We start from the raw sequence: 19,154 nt of genomic DNA, 5'->3' as shown, positions 1-19,154 counted from the left end.
GCTGCCGAGAGTCCGGCTAGAGCGGCTGCGCCGTGGGGCGAACGATGATTTCGTTCACGTCGACGTTGTCAGGTTGCTCGATGGCAAAGCCGATCGCATCCGCGATCGCCTGAGCCGGAATGGCAAGCTCGCGGAGCTGGTCGATCATTGCTCTCGTCTCACCATGGGTAATGGTGTCCGCAAGCTCGGACTCCGTCGCGCCGGGTGAGACCACGGTCACGCGGATGTCTGCGTTCTCCGCGCGCAAACCTTCGGAAATGGCATTCACGGCAAACTTCGTCCCGCAATAGACGGCGCCAGAAGGGAAGACCTTGTGGCCCGCGACGGACGAGATGTTGATGAATTGTCCGTGGCCTTGGCGCTTCATGATCGGCAGACCTGCGGCGATGCCGTAGAGCACGCCCTTGATATTGACGTCGACCATCCGGTCCCATTCGTCCACTTTGAGTGCCTCCAGGGGCGACAGAGGCATGAGCCCGGCGTTGTTGACGACGACGTCCAGCTTGCCGAACGTCTTTTCGGCGAATTGCACGAAGTCATCGACGCTCTCGCGGCTGGTCACGTCGAGCGGCCGGAACTCCGCCGTGCCGCCCTCTGCGCGGATTTCTTTGACAATCTTCTCGAGCTTGTCAGTGCGCCGTGCGCCCAGGACGACGCGCGCGCCCTTCTTGGCCAGATGTCTGGCCGCGGATTCGCCGATCCCGCTGCTCGCACCGGTGATGGCGACGACTTTTCCTTCGATGTTCGACATGGTCTCAGGTTCCTTTCCTCTTGCGGCGGCAGAGATCCGCCTCGTCTGAGGCGAAACGTGGTGTCCGGACCCCGATCTGCGGTAGACCAAAGCTCTCGCAGTATTGCCTAATTCTCCAAAATTCGGTTCTTTCGGCTGCGGCATTCTTGCGCGCGCCCTACTCCCGGCGCATCAATTGGTCCAGATTTACCTGGCAACAAAGGCCTTCCGAGAGAGTTCTCATGAGCGCGCACCCGTCGCAACTCGCCAGCCTCATTGACCGATTCGCCAAGACGGACGGTATCCACGAAACGGCCGTCCCCCGGCTGTCCCTAATCCGGTGCTCGCGTCCCACGTTGCCCTTGCATGCGGTCTACGAGCCTGCGGTCTGCATCATTGCTCAGGGAAGCAAGCAGGCCATTCTGGGCGACGCCGTCTATGTCTACGACCAAAACAAGTATCTCGTGATTTCGGTCGGTGTCCCCGTGGTCGGCCAGATCACCGAAGCGTCCGACGCGGAACCCTATCTTTGCGTCAAGTTCGATCTGGACATTGCGACGCTCGGCATGCTGCTGCTCGATACGCGTCCCGGTCCGGACAGTGGGGAGCCTGCCCCGGCGCTTGGTCTCAGCAAGGTCACACCTGAGTTGACGGATGCGGCAGTCCGCCTCCTTCGCCTGCTCGAAACACCTCCAGACATTCCGATCTTGGCGCCGCTGTTCGAACGCGAGTTGCTATTCCGGTTGCTGCAAGGCGATCAGGCGGCGAAGCTTCGTGAGATTGCGCTGGGCGACACCCGGCTGCAGCAGGTCGGCCGCGCAATCGATTACATCAAGCGCAATTATCGCGAGCCGTTCCGGGTAGAGGATTTGGCTGGCTTGGCCCGGATGAGCGCGTCGGCTCTCCACAGTCACTTCAAGGCCGTGACAGCCATGAGCCCGCTGCAATATCAGAAGCAGATGCGGCTCCAGGAAGCGCGGCGGCTGATGCTCCAAGGCCTGTGCGATGCCGCGGCCGCGAGCCATAGCGTCGGTTATTCGAGCCCCTCGCAGTTCAGCCGTGAGTATCGCCGCCTGTTCGGCCTGCCCCCGCAGCGCGATATCGCCCGCCTGAAAGAGGTCCCAGGCGGGTTCGTTTCGGCCTGATTCCTCGCCGCGGCGCCGGCGAACGGGGACCGTCGCTGTCCCCTCGTCTATGGAAATCCTGTGCTATAGGTTGGGGACCGCGCACCGTCCTGGTGCGTGAGAATTTCTAGGTAATCAGAGGAAAAATATGAACCAGCCCAAACGCCCGAGATGGGTGAGCGCGCTTGGCCTGTTCTTGGCCGGTGCGTTTATCGTAGGGGCGGCTCTCGTGACCAGCGAGCCGTTCAAGGACAACATGGCTTTTGCAGCCGTGGCTGAGCAGGTCGAACGCTCCGAAGCATCAGCACCGGCCGATGGCGCCGGGGACGACGTACCTCCGAGCGCGGCCAAAGCGGAGCCCGCCGCCGCAATGGCGGATCAGTCCATGCGCGTAGCCCAGGCCGACGCTGGCGAGGCCGACGGCGACGCCGCATCGGAACCGGCAGAACAACCACCAACCGATCCAGTCGATGCTGCCGAAGAAGCGGCTCAGGATGCTGCGGAGCAAGCCGTGACGGAGCAGCCGATCGCCGACGAGGAAGAGGCTGCACAGTCGGAAGCCGCCGAGGAAGTCGCCGAAGAGGACAAGTGCTGCAAGAAGGGCGACACGACGCCCCCCTTTGAACTCATCGACAAGACGCCGCCGGGCGAGCTTCACAACCCATATGATTGGAAAGAGCTCGCCGAGGAGCACAAGGACAATCCGGACTATCTCGTGAAGCAGTTCCGCCTGCCGGGCTGCAACGAGTGCCACGGCGGTGGCGGTGGCGGCGGTTTCTGCCCTGCCCTCAGCCAAGGCGTCTGGTTCTGGGGCAACACCGACGACGTGCTGTTCCGCCTGATCGCACTTGGATCCGCAGAACTGCAGAAGCGTGGATGGACCCGTTACCAGTATGGAACGGTGAAGGCGCCGATGCCGGAAATGGGTCACGTCATCAAGACGTCCGACCACCTCTGGCAGATCGTCTCCTTCATCCGGTCGATCAATCCTCCTGGCACCAACCCGCCCGAGAAGGTCATTCCTGGCAAGTACTCGCCGCCGACCGGAGAAACGAAGGCCGAGTAGGTCTTCGCTATTAGGCAAACAATCGCCCAGGCATTTGCGCTCAACCAGGCCGTTGGCAAGCAGCGCAAGATTAGTGCCTGGGCGATTTTCAATGGCCCGTTGTACATGGGGCTTGTCTCGACGGCGATTTGCGCCCACTTACCCGCCCATGTATGCGGTCAAGGAAATCTTCTACACGCTGCAGGGCGAAGGCGTGCAGGCCGGTAGACCGGCCGTTTTCTGCCGTTTTGCCGGCTGCAATCTTTGGTCCGGGCGTGAAAAAGACCGCGAAGACGCCGTTTGCCGTTTCTGCGATACCGAATTCGTTGGGACCGACGGGCCCGGCGGCGGCCGGTTCGAAACGGCGGAGGACCTGGTCCAAGCGTGCCGGGCAGCCTGGAAAGGCAACTCAGGGGCCCCCGAGTTTGTGGTCCTGACCGGCGGCGAGCCGATGCTGCAGGTCGATGTGCCCTTGATCGACGCATTCCACGAAGCCGGTTTCGAGACCGCCATCGAGACGAACGGGACCCTTCCCGTCCTGGACGATATCGATTGGATCTGCGTCAGCCCGAAGGCAGGGGCTCCGATCCGGCAGCGATCGGGCGATGAGTTAAAGCTTGTCTATCCGCAGCCGGAGATAAAGCCGGAGGACATGCTTGGTCTCTCCTTCACGCATTTCCTGTTGCAGCCTCTCGACGACCAGTCGGGCGGGGCGTCGAATCTGGAAGCCGCGGTCGACTACTGCCTCAGACATCCACATTGGCGTTTGAGCCTACAAACCCATAAAATCCTAGGATTGCCCTAGGGCGGCGTGTGTTGACGCTGTGGCGTACGGCCTCTGGTCGACCGCGCAAAAATCCCCTAAACAGCGCGAATGCGAATTTATAAAGAGTTCTTCTTCGAGGCGGCGCATTTCCTGCCGTCGGCCCCACCCGGCCATCCCAATGCCCGGGTGCATGGGCACTCTTTCCGTGCGCGCATCACCGTGGACGGTCAGCCCGACGAAGAGACCGGCATCATCATTCATTTCGGTGAGCTGGAAGCGGCGGTCCAGGATGCGAAGGATGCGCTCGATCATCGTATGCTGAACGAGATCGAGGGCTTGGCCGCGCCGACTTTGGAGCGGATCGCTATGTGGCTCTGGGACCGGCTGCACAACCGCCTTCCGGGGCTTGTGGAGGTCGTCGTGGCGCGCGACTCCTGCCACGAGGGCTGCGTTTATCACGGGCCGCCCATGCGGCTGGCAGCCGAGTAGCGGATGGCCAAGCGCCCCTCCAAGAAGGTCGCAAAGAGCCCGGCTAATAAAATGGCCGAGGCCGTGAAGAAGGCGTCCGGTAAGGCCGAAGGCCTGCTGCAGCTCGGCAAGGCTGCGCCGCTGCCAGCGTCACCCGATGACGCAATCCTGGAGCGGGTCCCGAACCCTCATCCGGACACGCCTTACGTGGCGCGGTTCACCGCGCCGGAGTTTACGTGCCTGTGTCCCGTCACCGGCCAACCTGATTTCGCCCATTTTGTCCTGGACTACGCGCCCGGCGCCTGGCTGGTCGAATCGAAATCGTTCAAGCTCTACCTTGGCAGTTTCCGCAACACGGCCGCCTTCCACGAAGACAGCACGCTGAGGATCGGCAAGGCCATTGCCGACCTGCTCGAGCCGTCTTGGCTGCGGATCGGTGGTTACTGGTTCCCGCGGGGCGGCATCCCCATCGACGTATTCTGGCAATACGGGACCCCGCCTGAGGGCATTTGGATTCCCGACCAGGGCGTCGCGCCCTATCGCGGACGCGGCTAATCGCACCGAAGGCTCCGAACTCATGGTCGATCTCATCATCACCAACGGCGATTCCGCCGGCGAATTGTTGCGGCGGACCCTGCAGGGCACGGAGGTCCTGCCGTGGCGCGACGTGCTCCATGAAGGGCCCGTACCCCTCACGGAAACGCGGGAGGAGCTGAGCGCCGCGCGGGTCGCGTTTCTGGCGGACGCTGGGGCCGCGGACCCAAGCGTTCTCGAAAACGACTTCGAGGCGCGCTATCGGGGGCTGAGCATCAGCGCCAATTTCGATAGGGTTATTCTCTGGTTCGAGCATGATCTTTACGATCAGCTTCAGCTCCTGCAGGTGCTCGATTGGTTCGCCGATCATCCGCGGGAAGCCGAGACGCTGCTCTTGGTGCAGACAGACGACTACATTACGCGCCAAGAGCCGGACGCGATCGTCGAGGAAGCCGCTCTGGCGCGGCCCGTAACGGACGCGCAGCTCGATCTGGCGGTCAGGGCATGGGCGGCCTTTCGCCAACCAACGCCGGAAGCCTGGGCGCATCTTTTGAGGGAGGACCTCTCGGCGTTGCCGTTTCTCCGGGGTGGCGTCGCACGCATGCTGGAGGAACTTCCGGGGCCGGATGGCGTGACGCGGACGGAGCGGCTGGTTCTTGCCTGTTTGAACGCCGGGTCCGCCCTCACCTCAGTCGCCTTGTTCGGCGCGGTGCAGAAGATGGAAGACGCCGAGTTCATGGGCGACTGGAGTTTCTGGCGTCTGCTCGATGGGCTCGCGCTCGGCGCCGCGCCGCTGATCGCGGGGCTGGACGGTGCGCCGTTCCAGGCCGAGGACAAAGCGCGCATGGAAGCCTATGTGAAGAGCCAGCCGGCCCTCACCACCCTCGGCAAGGACGTGGTCGAAGGGCGGGCCGATTGGGCCGAGCACCAACCGATCGACCGTTGGTGGGGTGGCACGCATCTCACCAATGCAAGACTTTGGCGCTGGGACCCGGAAACCGAACACCTGATCGCGCCGCTCTAGGCTTGCGCACGGTGCTCCAATGCTTTAGCGCCGCGCCTTCGCCAGGCGGTCGAAGGACAAGAGCTCTTCCAGCAGCCCCTCGAGTTCGCGCAGCGGCACCATGTTGGGACCGTCCGAAGGCGCTGCGTCGGGATCCTGATGGGTCTCGATGAAAACACCGGCAACGCCGACGGCCACGGCCGCGCGCGCTAAAACGGGGACGAAGCGCCGCTCCCCGCCGCTGGTGCCGCCTTGCCCGCCCGGCTGCTGCACCGAATGGGTCGCATCGAAAATGACCGGTGCGCCGGTCTCCGCAAGGATGGGCAGCGCACGCATGTCGGACACAAGCGTGTTGTAGCCGAACGAGACGCCGCGCTCGGTGACGAGAACGTTGGGGTTGCCGGCGCCGACGACCTTGGCCACCACGTGGCGCATGTCCCAGGGCGCGAGGAACTGCCCCTTCTTGACGTTGACCGCCTTGCCGGTCTTCGCCGCGGCGATCAGAAGATCCGTTTGGCGGCAGAGAAACGCCGGGATCTGAAGTACATCCACGGCTTCGGCCGCGGCGGCACATTGGTCGGGCTCATGCACATCCGTCACGACCGGCAGCCCTGTCGTCTCGCGGACCTCCGCGAAGATGGGAAGCGCTTCCTCTAGGCCGAGCCCTCGGGCGCTGGATAGGCTTGTCCGGTTCGCCTTGTCGAAGGACGACTTGTAGACGAGCCCAATTTCGAGCCGGTCCGCGATTTCCTTGAGCGCCGTGGCGGTCTCGAGCGCGTGCGCCCGGCTCTCGAGCGCACAGGGGCCCGCCATGAGTGCGAGCGGGAGTGCGTTGCCGAAGGTGACGTTGCCAACGGTGACGGCGTCTGCGGGCGTAGGTTTCAATGCTTCGTTCATGCGGCCTTTCATGGGCTCTGATAGACCCGCGCGTCAACTGCTGGAAGGTGTTTGGTGAGACGCCTGAGCGCGCTATTCCGGCTCGCGCCGCGTCCACTGTTGCCGGCTTTCGGGGTACTGGCTTACACAGGTCGGAAAGGCCGGGAGCCAGGACTCCCGGCGTTTGGTCCAGAGTTCGTAGGTGGGCGTGAAAGCCCCGATCTCGTCGAACGAGCCAGGGTGCACGTAGAACTCGTCCTTGCGGAAATAGGTCGAGTAGATCGGTGCGCCGCAATTCTTGCAGGAATAGCGGCGGACCTTTTCAGTGCTCGCAAAGGTGATCACCTCCCCCGACACGGTGACCGCTTCGGGCGGAAACACGGCGTAGAAGTTGAACGGCGCGCCATGGGCTTTGCGGCATGTAAGGCAGTGACACACGCCGACCCGGTAGGGCTCGCCTCTTGTCTCCACCTGAACCTGGCCGCAGGCGCAGGAGCCTTTGAGATGCTTTTCCGCCACGCGACCCTCCGTCGGTTAGACCAGCCGGCTCTGTTCGACGGCGGCCGCAATGAACGACTTGAAGAGCGGATGCGGATCGAACGGCCGCGACTTCAGTTCCGGGTGGAACTGGACGCCGATAAACCAGGGATGGTCGGGGATCTCGACGATTTCCGGCAAGAGGCCGTCCGGTGAAAGACCGGAGAAACGCAGGCCCGCATTCTCGAGCTGCTCGCGGTAGCGCATATTCACTTCGTAACGGTGGCGGTGGCGTTCGGAGATTTCTGTCGTCCCGTAAATGCCGGCGACCTTGCTGCCGGCCGCGAGCGTGGCGTCATAGGCGCCCAGCCGCATCGTACCGCCGAGATCGCCATTCTGTTCGCGGCGCTCCAGCTCGTCGCCCTTCATCCACTCCGTCATGAGGCCGATCAGCGGTTCGTCGGTCGGTCCGAACTCGGTCGAGCTGGCAGTCTCGATCCCTGCTAGATGGCGGGCAACTTCGAGCACGGCCATCTGCATGCCGAAACAGATTCCGAAATACGGAAACTTTCGCTGCCGTGCGTAGCGTGCCGCCAGGATTTTGCCTTCGGCGCCGCGTTCGCCGAATCCGCCCGGCACGAGAATGCCGTTGACGTTCTCGAGATACGCTGCCGTGTCCTGGCTCTCGAATATCTCCGACTCGATCCAGTCGAGATTGACCTTCACCTTGTTGGCGATGCCGCCATGGGTTAGCGCCTCGCTAAGAGACTTGTAGGCATCCTTGAGCCCCGTGTATTTGCCGACGATCGCGATCGTCACCTCGCCGTCGGGCTCGGCGATGGTCGAGGAGATGTCGGTCCACATGGACAGGTTCGGCGCCGGTGCGTCGGCGATGCCGAAGGCGGCCAAGAGTTCGCTGTCCAAGCCTTCGTAGTGATAGGCCAGCGGCACGTCGTAGATGCTCGAAACGTCCAGGGCCTGGACCACGGCTTCCGGGCGAACGTTACAGAACAGCGCGATCTTGCGCCGCTCTTCCGGTGGCAAGGGGCGGTCGGCGCGGCAAAGCAGGATGTCCGGCTGGATACCGATGGAGCGCAGTTCCTTGACGGAGTGCTGCGTGGGCTTGGTCTTGAGCTCTCCGGCGCTCGGAATGAAGGGTAGGAGCGTGAGATGGACGAAGGCGCTGGTCCCGCGCGGCAACTCGTTGCCGAGCTGGCGAATGGCTTCGAAGAACGGCAGGCCCTCAATATCGCCCACCGTGCCACCAATCTCGCAGAGGACGAAATCCACGTCCTCGTTGCCCGTTACGACGAAGTTCTTAATGGCGTCGGTGACGTGCGGAATGACCTGGACGGTGGCGCCCAAATAATCGCCCCGGCGTTCCTTGGCGATGATTTCCTGGTAGATGCGCCCGGTGGTGATGTTGTCGGCTTGCCGCGCCGGCCGGCCGGTGAAGCGCTCGTAATGGCCGAGATCCAGGTCCGTCTCCGCACCGTCATCGGTGACGAAAACTTCGCCGTGCTGATAGGGGCTCATGGTCCCTGGATCGACGTTCAAATAGGGGTCGAGCTTGCAGAGGCGCACGCGATAGCCGCGCGCCTGTAAAAGCGCTCCTAGCGCTGCCGAAGCGAGCCCCTTGCCGAGTGAGGAAACCACGCCGCCGGTAATGAAAACGTACCGCGCCATGGGCCTCGACACTACACCGAGTCTTTGCTCATGCGCAGCCCAAACCTGGCGTGAGTGACCTCATGGCGCAGTATTTCCTGTGAGAAACTTGGGCAGCAATCAGTTCGATTGCGGAACCTGCGGGCCAGAGGGTGCCACCGGTGCGGCGGGCGCAGCCGGTTCGCTCTCGCCGGGGACCGCAAGCGGTGCCAGACCGCCCTCGCCGCCACTCGTCGGTACGATCGAGGGACCGGAGGCCGAGTTGTGGCTCGCCAGGATCGACAAAGTCAGGCTCGTGGCGAAAAAACAGGCCGCCAAGATGGCTGTGGCCCGCGTGAGAGCATCGCCGGCGCTGCGGCCGGTCATGAATCCTGCGCCACCGCCGCCACCGCCGCCGCCAATTCCCAGCGCACCGCCCTCGGAGCGTTGCAGCAGGATGACGCCCACGAGGGCCATCGCGATCATCACATGGATCAGAAGAAGTACGGTGCTCATAGTGTCGCCTTGTTATTCGAAGGCGCTGTCTTATCCGAATCCGCTAGGGCTTGGCTAGCCCCTGCCTTATGGCCGCCTCGTCTTTTGCGAGGGCCGCCCCGGCGGCATCGACGCCGCCGGCGGTGTTGGCAATGCCGCTATTTGTGGGCGCGGCCTCCCTGGACGCCTCATCCACACCTTCGTCGATGTCGCCCTCTCCCTCTCCTTCGCTAAGGACTGACGCGATGGCGTCGCTTACCTCTCTCGAGGGGTTGCGCAGCGGCATGAGCGATGTGGCGTCGACGCCGGCCACGACGAAGGTCGGAACGTCAGGTTTGCGGTCGGGGAGCGGCGGCGGCATGGGCTTTGGAATCCGGACGCCGTCCGTGCGGCAGCGGAAAGCGAGCTTTTCCTCAACGGACAGATACTCGCGGACCTGCTCGATCTTTTCCTGGTCGTGGAGGTTCTCCTTGACCCAGTCGGGTCCCCTTGTCAGGGCGGACTGGACCGTCGCTGTCAGGAGTGACTTGTGCTGAGATTTGAGCGCCTCGCACTCTTCTGGTTCCAGCATCTCGGCGTGTGCGGTGCCGTACGGCGCAACGAAGCCGGCAACGAGCAGTACGACTGCCATTGGATGCAGCTTCGTCATCGGCTTCCCAAGCAAATCTTGGCCCCCTGCCGTCTCCATCTTGGCAGAATGCAGAACCCTAGCCGATTTGCAAGCGCCGACCCAAGCTTTTCCGGGGACTGATCAGCCTGGTAATCCCGCGTAAACCGCGAGAATCTCGTAAAAATCGTCAGCCTTCAGGCTGGCCCCGCCAACCAGGGCGCCGTTCACGTCGGGGACGAATAGGAGCTCGGCAGCATTGGCGGGTTTCACGGACCCGCCATACAGAATCCTCGTGGCGCCCGCTTCCGAATCGCCCAGCCTCTGGCCCAGAACGGAGCGAATGAGGCCGTGGACCTGTGCCACCTCGGGCGGCGTGGGCGTCAGCCCGGTGCCGATGGCCCAAACGGGCTCGTAGGCCACGACCGTATTCACGGCGCGCGCCCCTTCCGGCACCGAGCCTTCGAGCTGGCTGCGCAGAACATCGAGCGTCTTTCCGTCCCGGTACTGGGCCTCGGTCTCACCAACGCAGATGATGGCGGTCAACCCGGCCCGGTAGGCGGCGAGCGCCTTGGCGTGAACCAGCGCGTCCGTTTCGCCGTGATCGATCCGGCGCTCGGAGTGACCGACGATCACGGCCGTCGCCCCGGCGTCGGCCAGCATTTCAGCCGAAATATCGCCTGTGTGGGCACCGGAGGGCAGCGAATGGCAGTCTTGCGCACCGAGCAGGATCGAGGAGCCTTCCAGCACATCCCGGGCCCCGGTGAGGAGTGTCGCCGGCGGGCACATCATGGCGTCGGCTTGCGGAACGGGCGCCGCGTCGACGCGTTTCCGTAGCGCCGCAAGCTCGGACAGCGAGCCGCTCAGCCCGTTCATCTTCCAATTGCCGGCGACAAGCGGCCTGATTGCAGTCACTCTTCCCCCCAACTCGCGCAGTTACCTTATCGAAATAGCGCGATTTTCCTTTGCTCGTGCGTGTTGCCGCACCCGCGCTGTCTACCTATGATGCGCGCCGCGCCAAGCGGCCATACCATCGGACGCTGATGCGCATTTGGCAATTCATGAATAAGAAGGTTTTCGAGGCGTGGCACTCGCTACTTTGCGCAAAGGCGCAGCACGAACGTTCGGTTTGATTCTCGTAGCCCTGTTGGTGGTGAGCTTCGCCATCTGGGGTATCGCCGATATCTTCACCGGTTATGGCCAGCAGACTCTTATCGAGGTTGGCGATACCGAGATCTCACCTCAGGACTATCAGCGCGCTCAGCAGGACGTCTTGCGCACCATGAGCCAAGACGCGGGCCGTGCCCTCAGTTTGCAAGAGGCGCGCGCGGCGGGTCTCGATCAGCGCGTGCTGGAACGGCTGGTGGGTGGCGCGGCTGTCGACACGCATGCGAGCCATCTCGGCCTCAGCATCAGCGACGAGGCGCTGCTCGAGCAGATTATGAAGGATCCGTCCTTCCAGGATGGGGCAGGCAATTTCAGCCCCCTCGCCTTTCAGTCCGCCTTGCGCAATATCGGCCTGAGCGAAGGCGCCTATCTGCAGACGCTGCGCGAGCAGACGCTGCGACGGCAGTTGCTGGTGACAGTCGGCGAAGTCGCGAGCAGCCCCAAAGCCGTCATCGATGCGTTGAACCGCTTCAACGAAGAGCGCCGCATTCTGAAATATGTGCTTGTTCCGAAGTCCGCGGCCGAAGCGCCCGGCGATCCGACGGAAGAGGACCTGAAAGCGTACTACGACAATCACAAGGCGGCCTTCACCAAGCCGGAATACCGGAAGGTCGGTCTCATTGCCGTCACGCCGGAGACTGTGCGGGATGAGCTGAACATCACCGAGGCCGACGTCAAGGCGATGTACGAAACCAAGAAGGACACGCTCGGTAAGGCTGAAACCCGGCATGTGCAGCAGATCGCGCTGCCGAGCAAGGAAGAGGCTGAGAAAGTTGCCGCTAAGATCGCGGCCGGAACGGACTTCGTCGAGGCAGCGAAGGAACTGGGCCTCAGCGAATCCGACATCGACCTCGGAACCGTGGCGAAAAAGGATCTCGCCGATTCCGTCGTCGCGGAGGAAGCCTTCAAGCTCGAGAAGGACGAGGTCAGCAAGCCTGTTACAGGCAAGCTCGGCGGTGTGGTGCTGCTCCGGGTGACGGAAATCACCCCGGGCAAGATCCCGACTTTCGAAGAGGCGAAGGACGGCATCGAGAAGGACCTCGTCAAGGAGCGTGCCTCCGGTGCGATCTTCGACATGCATGACAAAGTCGAGGACGAACTGGCCTCCGGCGCAACGCTCGAGGAGACGGCGGGCAAGCTCAAGCTTGACTACGTGGTCGTAGACCAGGTCGATCGGACGGGCGCCAAGCCTGACGGCACGCAACTCGAGGCGCCGGCGCAGAAGGAGCTCTTGAACGGAGTCTTCGCGACCGATGCCGGAATCGAGAACGACCCGATCGATGCCCGCGACGAAGGTGTGGTGTGGTACGAGGTCTTGGGGATCACGCCGGAGACGCTGCAGCCCTTCGACGAGGTTCGCAGCGAAGTCGAAAAGGGCTGGCGCGCGGAAGCCACGCGCAATCAGGTCAAGACCTACACGGACAAGCTGATCAGTCAGCTGAATAGCGGTTCGAAGACGCTCGAAGGTGTCGCCTCCGATCTCGGTCAGGAAGTGCTGCCGACTTCGGCGCTGAAGCGTGATGACATCACGGTCAATGTCCTTCCGCCCGCCGTGCAGCAGGCCTTCACGCTGCCGAAGGGCGGCTACGGTTCAGCTGCGTCCGGTGTCGACGAGGGCCGTATTGTGTTCCAGGTGGACGACATCGTCGAGCCACCCGAGGTCGATCCCCGTGCGCTTAAGCAGCTCGGCGCACGGATCGGGCTGCTCTACAGCGAGGACATCATCGCGGAATATTTCAGCGAGCTTGAGCAGACCTACGGCGTGAAGATCAACCGCCAGGCTCTGGCACGGTTGACGGGTACCGGCGAGGCGCCATGAGTTCGGCGCCAGCTTCGGTGAGCCCGCCCCTGCCCGATGTCGGTTCGGCTCCGATGGAGCCGAACTACGCGGCATTTGCGCGCCTTTACGAAGAGGGCGTTCCGCAAGTGGTGTGGACGCGGCTTGTCGCCGATCTGGAAACGCCGGTCTCGGCCATGCTCAAGATCGCCGATGAGCGGCCGAACAGCTTTCTCTTCGAGTCCGTCGAGGGTGGGTCCAATCGCGGCCGCTATTCCATCATCGGCTGCGAGCCGGACTTGATTTGGCGGGCGCAAGGCAACAAGGCCGAAGTCAATCGGAGCCCGCAATCGGATCCGGACGCCTTCGCGCCCATCCAGCAGCCGGCGCTCGAGAGCCTCCGGACTTTGTTGGCGGAGTCGAAGATCGCCCTGCCCGATGCGCTGCCGCCCATGGCAGCCGGCATCTTCGGCTTCATGGGCTACAACACGGTGCGGCTGATCGAGAATCTGCCGGATGGGCCCGCCGACGATCTCGGCCTGCCTGACAGCATCCTCGTGCGCCCCACGCTGATCGTGATCTTCGACAGCGTGAAGGACGAGCTTTGCGTCGTTACGCCGGTCCGGCCTGCGCCGGGCGTCAGCGCGAAGGCGGCTTATGCGCGCGCGGGAGAACGTTTGAACGTTATTCTCGAGCGGCTCGATCAGCCCCTGCCCCACAAGCCCGAACTTGCCGACGACATGCCCCATCCGGCGCCGCGCGCCTTGACGCCGCCCGATGCCTATATGGCGAAGGTCGCGCGGGCGAAGGAGTACATCTCCGCCGGCGATATTTTCCAGGTCGTCCTTAGCCAGCGTTTCGAGGCGCCGTTCGAGTTGCCGCCGTTTTCGCTCTATCGGGCGCTGCGGCGGGTGAACCCGTCGCCTTATCTGTATTACCTGAACTTCGGCGGGTTCGCCGTGGTCGGGTCCAGCCCCGAGATTTTAGTGCGTGTACGGAAGGGCGACGTCACCATTCGTCCCATCGCCGGAACACGACCGCGCGGCAGCACGCCGGAAGAGGATCAGGCGCTGGCGAAAGACCTCCTGGCCGATGCGAAGGAATGTGCGGAGCATCTCATGCTGCTCGACCTCGGACGCAACGATGTCGGCCGCGTTGCCGAAGTCGGCAGCGTTGAGGTTACCGACAGCTTCTTCCTGGAGTACTACAGCCAGGTCATGCACATCGTCTCGAACGTCGCCGGGAAGCTCTCGCCGAAATACGATGCCGTCGATGCGCTGATGGCGGGCTTCCCCGCCGGTACGGTCTCCGGTGCGCCGAAAGTCCGAGCCATGGAGATCATCGACGAGTTGGAGGAGACTGCGCGGGGCATCTATGCGGGCTGCGTCGGTTATTTCTCCGCCGACGGCGAAATGGACAGCTGCATCGTGTTGCGGACCTCCGTCGTGAAAGACGGTGTCATGTATGTACAGGCCGGTGCTGGTATCGTGGCAGACTCCGTTCCGGAGAACGAGCAGACCGAATGCGTCAACAAGGCCGGTGCTCTGTTCAAGGCCGCGGACGAGGCCGTCCGGTTTGCCGCCCGGGTCAAGCGCGGCCAATAAGAGAGTCCAGGAGGTTTCGACCATGCTCACCCTCAGCCTCCTGCGCCACGCGAAATCGAGCTGGAAGAATCCTGCGCTTCCCGACCGGGAACGGCCGCTGAATGCGCGCGGGATGGGCGATGCGCCGGTAATGGGGCGGGCCATGTCCAAACGGGGGATCGATCCGGAGCTGATCCTGTGCTCGTCGGCCCAGCGCACGGTGGACACGCTCGCGCTCGTGTTGCCGGAACTCAAGATCGAGCCAGAGGTGGTTTACGACGATGCCCTGTATCATGCGAGCCCGGACCAGCTGCTCGACATGCTGCGCAACCTGCAACCGGGCGCGCGAAGCGTCTTGCTGGTCGGGCACAATCCCGAGATCCAGGCCTTGGCCCTCGGATTGATCGGGGCTGGGCCGAAGGAGCTACGGGACCGTTTGGCCGAGAAATATCCCACGGGCGGACTGGCGGTGATCAACTTCACGGCCGGCTTGTGGTCCAGCGTCGACGTGGGGAGCGGCAGCCTGTCCCTGTTCCTGGCTCCACGAGACATACGGGGAGACGCCGCCTCCTAACAGCTTGCCGGTCTTGACGGCACATTGGCGCAAGGCATAACTGAACCCATGCTGACCCTGATCGATAACTACGACAGCTTTACCTACAACCTCGTTCATTTCCTTGGGGAATTGGGTGCGGAAACCCAGGTCTATCGGAATGACAAGGTGACGGTCGACGAAGTTCTCGCGGAGGGGCCGGAGGCGATCGTGCTGTCGCCCGGGCCGTGCGATCCGGACCGCGCCGGCATTTGCCTCGAGCTTGTCCGCCGTGCCGGGCCCGACGTGCCGATCCTCGGCGTGTGTCTCGGCCATCAGACCATCGGCCAGGTCTATGGCGGGAAGGTCGTGCGTGCGCCCTATCTGATGCATGGCAAGCTGTCGAAGGTGCGCCACACGGGCAAAGGCATCTTCGCCGGGCTGCCGCAGGACTTCTCCGCAACCCGGTATCACTCGCTCGTCGTCGACCGGGACACGCTGCCGGACGAACTGGAAGTGACGGCAGAGACGGCCGACGGCATCATCATGGGCATGCAGCATAAGAGCTATCCCGTGCACGGCGTTCAGTTCCATCCCGAGAGCATCGCCTCCGAGTACGGCCATCAATTGCTCGCGAACTTCCTGGACCTTGCCCGCGTTGAGCGGAACAGCCGCGGTCTCCCGGCGAAAGATACGGCCGGTGTCCTCTAGCCCCCCGCCCGCTCCTCAAGCGGAGTCCGAAGTCGTACGGGAGGCACTCAAGATCGTCGCCCAAGGCGAGACGCTGTCGCAGAACGCGTCCGCGATGACGTTCGAGGCCATCATGTCCGGCGAAGGCACCGACGCGCAGATCGGGGCTCTGCTGATGGGCATGCATGTTCGCGGAGAGACTGTCGCCGAAATCACCGGCGCCGCCGGCGTGCTCCGCGCGAAGGCCTTGTCGGTCAAAGCGCCCGCGGACGCGATCGACACCTGCGGCACGGGCGGCGACGCCAAGGGAACCCACAACATCTCGACCTGCGCCGCGTTCGTCGTGGCAGGCGCCGGTGTGCCCGTGGCCAAACACGGCAACAAGTCGATTTCCTCGCGCTCGGGTTCGGCCGACGTGCTCGCCGCCCTGGGCGTCAATGTCGACTGCCCGCCCGAGATCATCGAGGCTTGCATCGCCGAGTGTGGCTTGGGCTTCATGTACGCCCCGGCCCATCACGCCGCCATGCGCCATGTGGCCAAGGTGCGGCGCGAACTCGGGGTACGGACGATCTTCAATCTGCTCGGCCCCTTGGCCAACCCGGCGTCGACGAAATATCAGGTCGTGGGCGTGTTCGACGGCAAATATGTGGAGCCGATCGCTCGCGTCCTCGGGCGCCTCGGCGTCGAGCGCGCTTGGGTGGTGCACGGGCTGGACGGTCTCGACGAGGTCACCACCACGAATATCACCGAGGTGGCCCTCCTCGACCGGGGCCAAGTCTCCACGTTCCGGATTTCGCCGCGTAATGCGGGCCTCCCGGACGCGAAGCCCGAGGATATCGTCGGCGGCGACGCCGAAGAGAACGCGGCGCATATCCGGTCCGTGCTCCAGGGCAATCCGGGGCCGATCAGGGATATCGTTCTGATGAATGCCGCAGCCGCGCTGCTGGTCGCCGGGAAGGCCAACACGTTACGCGACGGGGTCGCGCTTGCCGCCGAGTCCATCGACAGCGGCAAAGCCTTCAAAGTTTTGGAGGGGCTTGTCGAGCGCACCAATGCTAAGGTGGACGGATAGGGATTTCCCATGGCGACGGTCCTCGACAAAATCCTGGCCTACAAGCGCGAAGAGGTTGCGGCTGCGAAGAATACGCACTCCGAGGCCGACTTGCGTGCGCAGCTCGATCCCGCCGACAAGCCCCGAGGTTTCGCTCGCGCGCTGAAGGCGCGGATCGCGTCGGGAGACTTCGGGCTTATCGCCGAAATCAAGAAAGCCAGCCCGTCGAAAGGTCTGATCCGGGCCGATTTCGATCCGCCGACGCTAGCCGTCGCATACAAGGCCGGCGGCGCGGCATGTCTGTCTGTGCTGACGGACGGTCCCTCGTTCCAGGGCAACCCGGAGTATCTGACCATGGCCCGCGCGGCCTGTTCCCTGCCCGCGTTGCGCAAGGACTTCATGGTCGATCCGTACCAAGTGCTCGAAGCGCGCGTTCTCGGGGCGGACTGTATCCTGATCATCATGGCCGCGCTTGACGATGCCGTGGCCCATGACCTCGAGGACGCTGCGCGCGACCTCGGCATGGATGTGCTGGCCGAGGTGCATGACGAGGCGGAGCTCGAGCGCGCCCTGAAGCTCAAGACCGAGCTTATCGGCATTAACAACCGCGACCTCAAGACCTTCGACACGACCCTCGAGACCACCGAACGGCTCGCGCCGCGCGTGACCGGCGACCGTATCGTCGTCTCAGAGAGCGGCATTTTCCATCACGCAGATCTTGAGCGGCTCGCACGTACCGACGTCCGGACGTTTCTGGTGGGCGAGAGCCTAATGCGGAAGCCCGATGTGGCTGCCGCGACCCGCGCGCTCCTGACGGGCGAGGAAACCGCTACCGAGGCGGCGCAATGAACAGCCCCTTGAAGAGCCCGCTGTCGCATCTCAACGCGCGCGGCGAGGCCCACATGGTCGACGTGTCGGAGAAGGCTGTCACCTCGCGCACCGCCACCGCCGAAGGTTTCGTCACTATGGCGCCGGCGACGCTCGACATGATCCTGGACGGGACGGCGCCCAAGGGCGATGTGCTGGCGACGGCGCGTATCGCCGGCATCATGGGTGCAAAGAAAACCTCGGACCTTATTCCCCTGTGCCACCCCTTGGCGCTGTCGAAGGTCACGGTCGATTTTACACCGGACCGTGAGAATGCGTGCCTGCGCGTCGAGGCGACGACGAAGGTCGACGGCAAGACCGGCGTCGAGATGGAGGCGTTGACTGCCGTCACGGTCGCCTGCCTCACGCTCTACGATATGTGCAAGGCCGTGGACCGGGCCATGAGCTTCTCGGGCATCCGCCTGATCGAGAAGACGGGTGGCCGCTCCGGCACGTTCCGCGCGCCTTAAGCGATGGCTCTCATCTCCGTCGAGGACGCGCTTGAACGGGCCCTTCGGGGATTGACCGCGCTCGGCGTTGAACGCGTTCCGGTTGCGCATGGCGCAGGCCGGGTGCTTGCGGAAGATTTGAGCGCGACGCTCACCCAACCCCCTTTCGATTCTTCGGCCATGGACGGCTATGCGGTCCGTGTTGCCGACGTTCGCGCCCTGCCCGCGACGCTTGCCCTGGTGGGGACGTCTGCTGCCGGCGCGCGCTTCGACGGCATCCTCGAGCCCGGCCAGGCGGTCCGGATCTTCACGGGCGCGCCGGTGCCCGACGGAGCCGACACAGTGGTGATCCAGGAAGACACCGAGGCGCTCGGAGACAGCGTGCTGATCAAGGAGGTCGAGGCCGGTCGGCACATCCGCCCCCGCGGTCAGGATTTCATGGAAGGCGACGTGCTGCTGACGGCGGGAACGAGACTTGGCGCCCGCGCGCTCATACTGGCTGCGGCGATGAACCATGCGGAACTGCCGGTTCGCAGGAAGCCGCGTGTCGCGATCCTCTCGACCGGCGACGAGATCGTGCCGCCTGGGAGCATGCCTGGTCCCGACGAGATCGTGGCGTCCGTCAGTTACGGCATCACTGCTCTCGTTGAGTCGCTGGGCGGCGTGCCTGTCGATCTTGGGATTGCGCCCGACGAGGCGCGGGCGCTTGCGGATGCGATCACGCGCGGCGCCGATGCGGATATCCTCGTGACGATCGGCGGGGCCTCGGTCGGCGATCGCGATTTGGTCGCGGGCGCGCTGGCCAACGTAGGGATGGAGCTCGACTTTGCCAAAGTGGCCATGCGGCCTGGAAAGCCGCTGTTTGCTGGACGGCTCGGCCAGGCACGTGTGCTCGGTCTTCCGGGGAACCCGGTCTCGGGGATGGTCTGCGGTCTCGTCTTCCTGCGGCCAATGTTGCGGGCGCTTCTCGGCGACAGCCGGAAGGATTCCCTACAAGAGGCGATTCTGGCCGCCCCACTTGCCAAGGGTGGTCCGCGGCAAGCCTATCATCGGGCCATTTCGGCCTTTGCAGGCGACGGTACGCGCACCGTTCGCCCGCTTCCCTCCCAGGATTCGTCCCTGATGGGAGCCCTGGCCCGCGCGGACTGCCTCATCGTGCAGCCCGCCTCGTCCCCTGCCGTCCCCGAGGGCGGAAAGGTCTCTATCCTTCCGTTTCCGGACTAGTTAACCCCCCGGCAACCCGAATCAAACGAACAAAAGGCGTCCAAA

Annotated in this window: 21 protein-coding genes; 14 read left to right on the top strand and 7 right to left on the bottom strand. The window is 63.8% G+C overall.

Annotation, left to right across the window (positions count from 1 at the left end):
* Positions 1-16: 16 nt before the first annotated feature.
* A complete protein-coding gene (locus GL4_RS10320; RefSeq protein WP_045367223.1) occupies positions 17-751 on the bottom strand; it encodes an SDR family oxidoreductase in 735 nt (244 codons plus the stop codon).
* A gap of 221 nt (positions 752-972) precedes the next feature.
* Here GL4_RS10320 and GL4_RS10315 point away from each other — a divergent pair, with 221 nt between their 5' ends.
* The 6 genes from GL4_RS10315 (at position 973) to GL4_RS10290 (ending at position 5,691) form a co-directional block, all read left to right on the top strand.
* Positions 973-1,875: an AraC family transcriptional regulator gene (locus GL4_RS10315; protein ID WP_045367220.1), complete on the top strand. Its 903-nt coding sequence runs from the start codon at positions 973-975 to the stop codon at positions 1,873-1,875.
* Between the two features lie 127 nt (positions 1,876-2,002).
* Positions 2,003-2,920, top strand: a complete 918-nt coding sequence (locus GL4_RS16770; RefSeq protein WP_052464362.1) for a hypothetical protein — start codon at positions 2,003-2,005, stop codon at positions 2,918-2,920.
* A gap of 148 nt (positions 2,921-3,068) precedes the next feature.
* A complete protein-coding gene (gene queE / locus GL4_RS10305; RefSeq protein WP_045367218.1) occupies positions 3,069-3,704 on the top strand; it encodes a 7-carboxy-7-deazaguanine synthase in 636 nt (211 codons plus the stop codon).
* Between the two features lie 69 nt (positions 3,705-3,773).
* On the top strand, positions 3,774-4,154 hold the full coding sequence (locus GL4_RS10300) for a 6-pyruvoyl trahydropterin synthase family protein (RefSeq protein ID WP_045367216.1): 381 nt from the start codon (positions 3,774-3,776) through the stop codon (positions 4,152-4,154).
* A 51-nt stretch (positions 4,155-4,205) separates the two neighbouring features.
* Positions 4,206-4,688 (top strand): preQ(1) synthase, encoded by a 483-nt coding sequence (queF, locus tag GL4_RS10295; protein ID WP_045369933.1) that lies wholly within the window; start codon positions 4,206-4,208, stop codon positions 4,686-4,688.
* A 22-nt stretch (positions 4,689-4,710) separates the two neighbouring features.
* Complete coding sequence (locus tag GL4_RS10290) at positions 4,711-5,691, top strand: DUF1835 domain-containing protein (protein WP_045367214.1); 981 nt, start codon at positions 4,711-4,713, stop codon at positions 5,689-5,691.
* Between the two features lie 24 nt (positions 5,692-5,715).
* Here the strand turns inward: GL4_RS10290 and kdsA are convergent, their stop codons facing one another.
* The 6 genes from kdsA to tpiA form a co-directional block, all read right to left on the bottom strand.
* A complete protein-coding gene (gene kdsA / locus GL4_RS10285) occupies positions 5,716-6,567 on the bottom strand; it encodes a 3-deoxy-8-phosphooctulonate synthase (RefSeq protein ID WP_045369932.1) in 852 nt (283 codons plus the stop codon).
* 72 nt (positions 6,568-6,639) lie between these two features.
* A complete protein-coding gene (locus GL4_RS10280) occupies positions 6,640-7,065 on the bottom strand; it encodes a GFA family protein (RefSeq protein ID WP_045367212.1) in 426 nt (141 codons plus the stop codon).
* Between the two features lie 15 nt (positions 7,066-7,080).
* A complete protein-coding gene (locus GL4_RS10275) occupies positions 7,081-8,709 on the bottom strand; it encodes a CTP synthase (RefSeq protein WP_045367209.1) in 1,629 nt (542 codons plus the stop codon).
* Positions 8,710-8,808: 99 nt separating this feature from the next.
* On the bottom strand, positions 8,809-9,183 hold the full coding sequence (secG, locus tag GL4_RS10270; protein ID WP_045367206.1) for a preprotein translocase subunit SecG: 375 nt from the start codon (positions 9,181-9,183) through the stop codon (positions 8,809-8,811).
* Between the two features lie 43 nt (positions 9,184-9,226).
* Entirely contained in the window at positions 9,227-9,793 is a 567-nt protein-coding gene (locus tag GL4_RS10265; RefSeq protein WP_156137515.1) for a hypothetical protein, read from the bottom strand.
* Between the two features lie 120 nt (positions 9,794-9,913).
* The gene (tpiA, locus tag GL4_RS10260) at positions 9,914-10,645 is read right to left on the bottom strand and encodes a triose-phosphate isomerase (RefSeq protein WP_045369930.1); all 732 of its coding nucleotides are present in this window, start codon (positions 10,643-10,645) and stop codon (positions 9,914-9,916) included.
* Between the two features lie 208 nt (positions 10,646-10,853).
* On the opposite strand from tpiA, the gene GL4_RS10255 reads away from it, so the two are divergent.
* The 8 genes from GL4_RS10255 to GL4_RS10220 are packed head-to-tail and all read left to right on the top strand — an operon-like array spanning position 10,854 to position 19,109.
* Positions 10,854-12,755 carry a SurA N-terminal domain-containing protein gene (locus GL4_RS10255; protein WP_082025610.1) on the top strand — a complete coding sequence of 634 codons (1,902 nt, stop codon included), beginning with the start codon at positions 10,854-10,856 and terminating at the stop codon, positions 12,753-12,755.
* Positions 12,752-14,317 carry an anthranilate synthase component I gene (gene trpE / locus GL4_RS10250; RefSeq protein ID WP_082025609.1) on the top strand — a complete coding sequence of 522 codons (1,566 nt, stop codon included), beginning with the start codon at positions 12,752-12,754 and terminating at the stop codon, positions 14,315-14,317. The genes GL4_RS10255 and trpE overlap by 4 nt, the downstream gene beginning before the upstream one ends.
* A gap of 22 nt (positions 14,318-14,339) precedes the next feature.
* On the top strand, positions 14,340-14,870 hold the full coding sequence (locus GL4_RS10245) for a SixA phosphatase family protein (protein ID WP_045367196.1): 531 nt from the start codon (positions 14,340-14,342) through the stop codon (positions 14,868-14,870).
* A 48-nt stretch (positions 14,871-14,918) separates the two neighbouring features.
* Entirely contained in the window at positions 14,919-15,539 is a 621-nt protein-coding gene (locus tag GL4_RS10240; RefSeq protein ID WP_045367194.1) for an anthranilate synthase component II, read from the top strand.
* Between the two features lie 52 nt (positions 15,540-15,591).
* Entirely contained in the window at positions 15,592-16,590 is a 999-nt protein-coding gene (gene trpD, locus GL4_RS10235; RefSeq protein ID WP_045369929.1) for an anthranilate phosphoribosyltransferase, read from the top strand.
* A 9-nt stretch (positions 16,591-16,599) separates the two neighbouring features.
* Entirely contained in the window at positions 16,600-17,418 is an 819-nt protein-coding gene (gene trpC, locus GL4_RS10230; protein WP_045367192.1) for an indole-3-glycerol phosphate synthase TrpC, read from the top strand.
* Positions 17,415-17,906: a cyclic pyranopterin monophosphate synthase MoaC gene (gene moaC / locus GL4_RS10225; protein ID WP_045367189.1), complete on the top strand. Its 492-nt coding sequence runs from the start codon at positions 17,415-17,417 to the stop codon at positions 17,904-17,906. The genes trpC and moaC overlap by 4 nt, the downstream gene beginning before the upstream one ends.
* A gap of 3 nt (positions 17,907-17,909) precedes the next feature.
* Positions 17,910-19,109 (top strand): molybdopterin molybdotransferase MoeA, encoded by a 1,200-nt coding sequence (locus GL4_RS10220; RefSeq protein WP_045367187.1) that lies wholly within the window; start codon positions 17,910-17,912, stop codon positions 19,107-19,109.
* Positions 19,110-19,154: the final 45 nt, after the last annotated feature.

Origin of the sequence: Methyloceanibacter caenitepidi (genome assembly GCF_000828475.1) — a bacterium.
In the GTDB taxonomy this organism is placed as follows: domain Bacteria; phylum Pseudomonadota; class Alphaproteobacteria; order Rhizobiales; family Methyloligellaceae; genus Methyloceanibacter; species Methyloceanibacter caenitepidi.
This window is presented reverse-complemented; position numbering and strand designations above follow the sequence as displayed.

Excerpts from the sequence above, each read along its gene's own strand:
- trpE (WP_082025609.1), top strand. The coding sequence starts at position 12,752 with ATGAGTTCGGCGCCAGCTTCGGTGAGCCCGCCCCTGCCCGATGTCGGT.
- GL4_RS10275 (WP_045367209.1), bottom strand. The coding sequence starts at position 8,709 with ATGGCGCGGTACGTTTTCATTACCGGCGGCGTGGTTTCCTCACTCGGC.
- moaC (WP_045367189.1), top strand. The coding sequence starts at position 17,415 with ATGAACAGCCCCTTGAAGAGCCCGCTGTCGCATCTCAACGCGCGCGGC.
- trpC (WP_045367192.1), top strand. The coding sequence starts at position 16,600 with ATGGCGACGGTCCTCGACAAAATCCTGGCCTACAAGCGCGAAGAGGTT.
- tpiA (WP_045369930.1), bottom strand. The coding sequence starts at position 10,645 with ATGAACGGGCTGAGCGGCTCGCTGTCCGAGCTTGCGGCGCTACGGAAA.
- GL4_RS10300 (WP_045367216.1), top strand. The coding sequence starts at position 3,774 with ATGCGAATTTATAAAGAGTTCTTCTTCGAGGCGGCGCATTTCCTGCCG.
- GL4_RS10220 (WP_045367187.1), top strand. The coding sequence starts at position 17,910 with ATGGCTCTCATCTCCGTCGAGGACGCGCTTGAACGGGCCCTTCGGGGA.
- GL4_RS10245 (WP_045367196.1), top strand. The coding sequence starts at position 14,340 with ATGCTCACCCTCAGCCTCCTGCGCCACGCGAAATCGAGCTGGAAGAAT.
- GL4_RS10315 (WP_045367220.1), top strand. The coding sequence starts at position 973 with ATGAGCGCGCACCCGTCGCAACTCGCCAGCCTCATTGACCGATTCGCC.
- kdsA (WP_045369932.1), bottom strand. The coding sequence starts at position 6,567 with ATGAACGAAGCATTGAAACCTACGCCCGCAGACGCCGTCACCGTTGGC.
- GL4_RS10320 (WP_045367223.1), bottom strand. The coding sequence starts at position 751 with ATGTCGAACATCGAAGGAAAAGTCGTCGCCATCACCGGTGCGAGCAGC.
- secG (WP_045367206.1), bottom strand. The coding sequence starts at position 9,183 with ATGAGCACCGTACTTCTTCTGATCCATGTGATGATCGCGATGGCCCTC.
- GL4_RS10240 (WP_045367194.1), top strand. The coding sequence starts at position 14,919 with ATGCTGACCCTGATCGATAACTACGACAGCTTTACCTACAACCTCGTT.
- queE (WP_045367218.1), top strand. The coding sequence starts at position 3,069 with ATGTATGCGGTCAAGGAAATCTTCTACACGCTGCAGGGCGAAGGCGTG.
- queF (WP_045369933.1), top strand. The coding sequence starts at position 4,206 with ATGGCCGAGGCCGTGAAGAAGGCGTCCGGTAAGGCCGAAGGCCTGCTG.
- GL4_RS16770 (WP_052464362.1), top strand. The coding sequence starts at position 2,003 with ATGAACCAGCCCAAACGCCCGAGATGGGTGAGCGCGCTTGGCCTGTTC.
- GL4_RS10265 (WP_156137515.1), bottom strand. The coding sequence starts at position 9,793 with ATGGCAGTCGTACTGCTCGTTGCCGGCTTCGTTGCGCCGTACGGCACC.
- GL4_RS10290 (WP_045367214.1), top strand. The coding sequence starts at position 4,711 with ATGGTCGATCTCATCATCACCAACGGCGATTCCGCCGGCGAATTGTTG.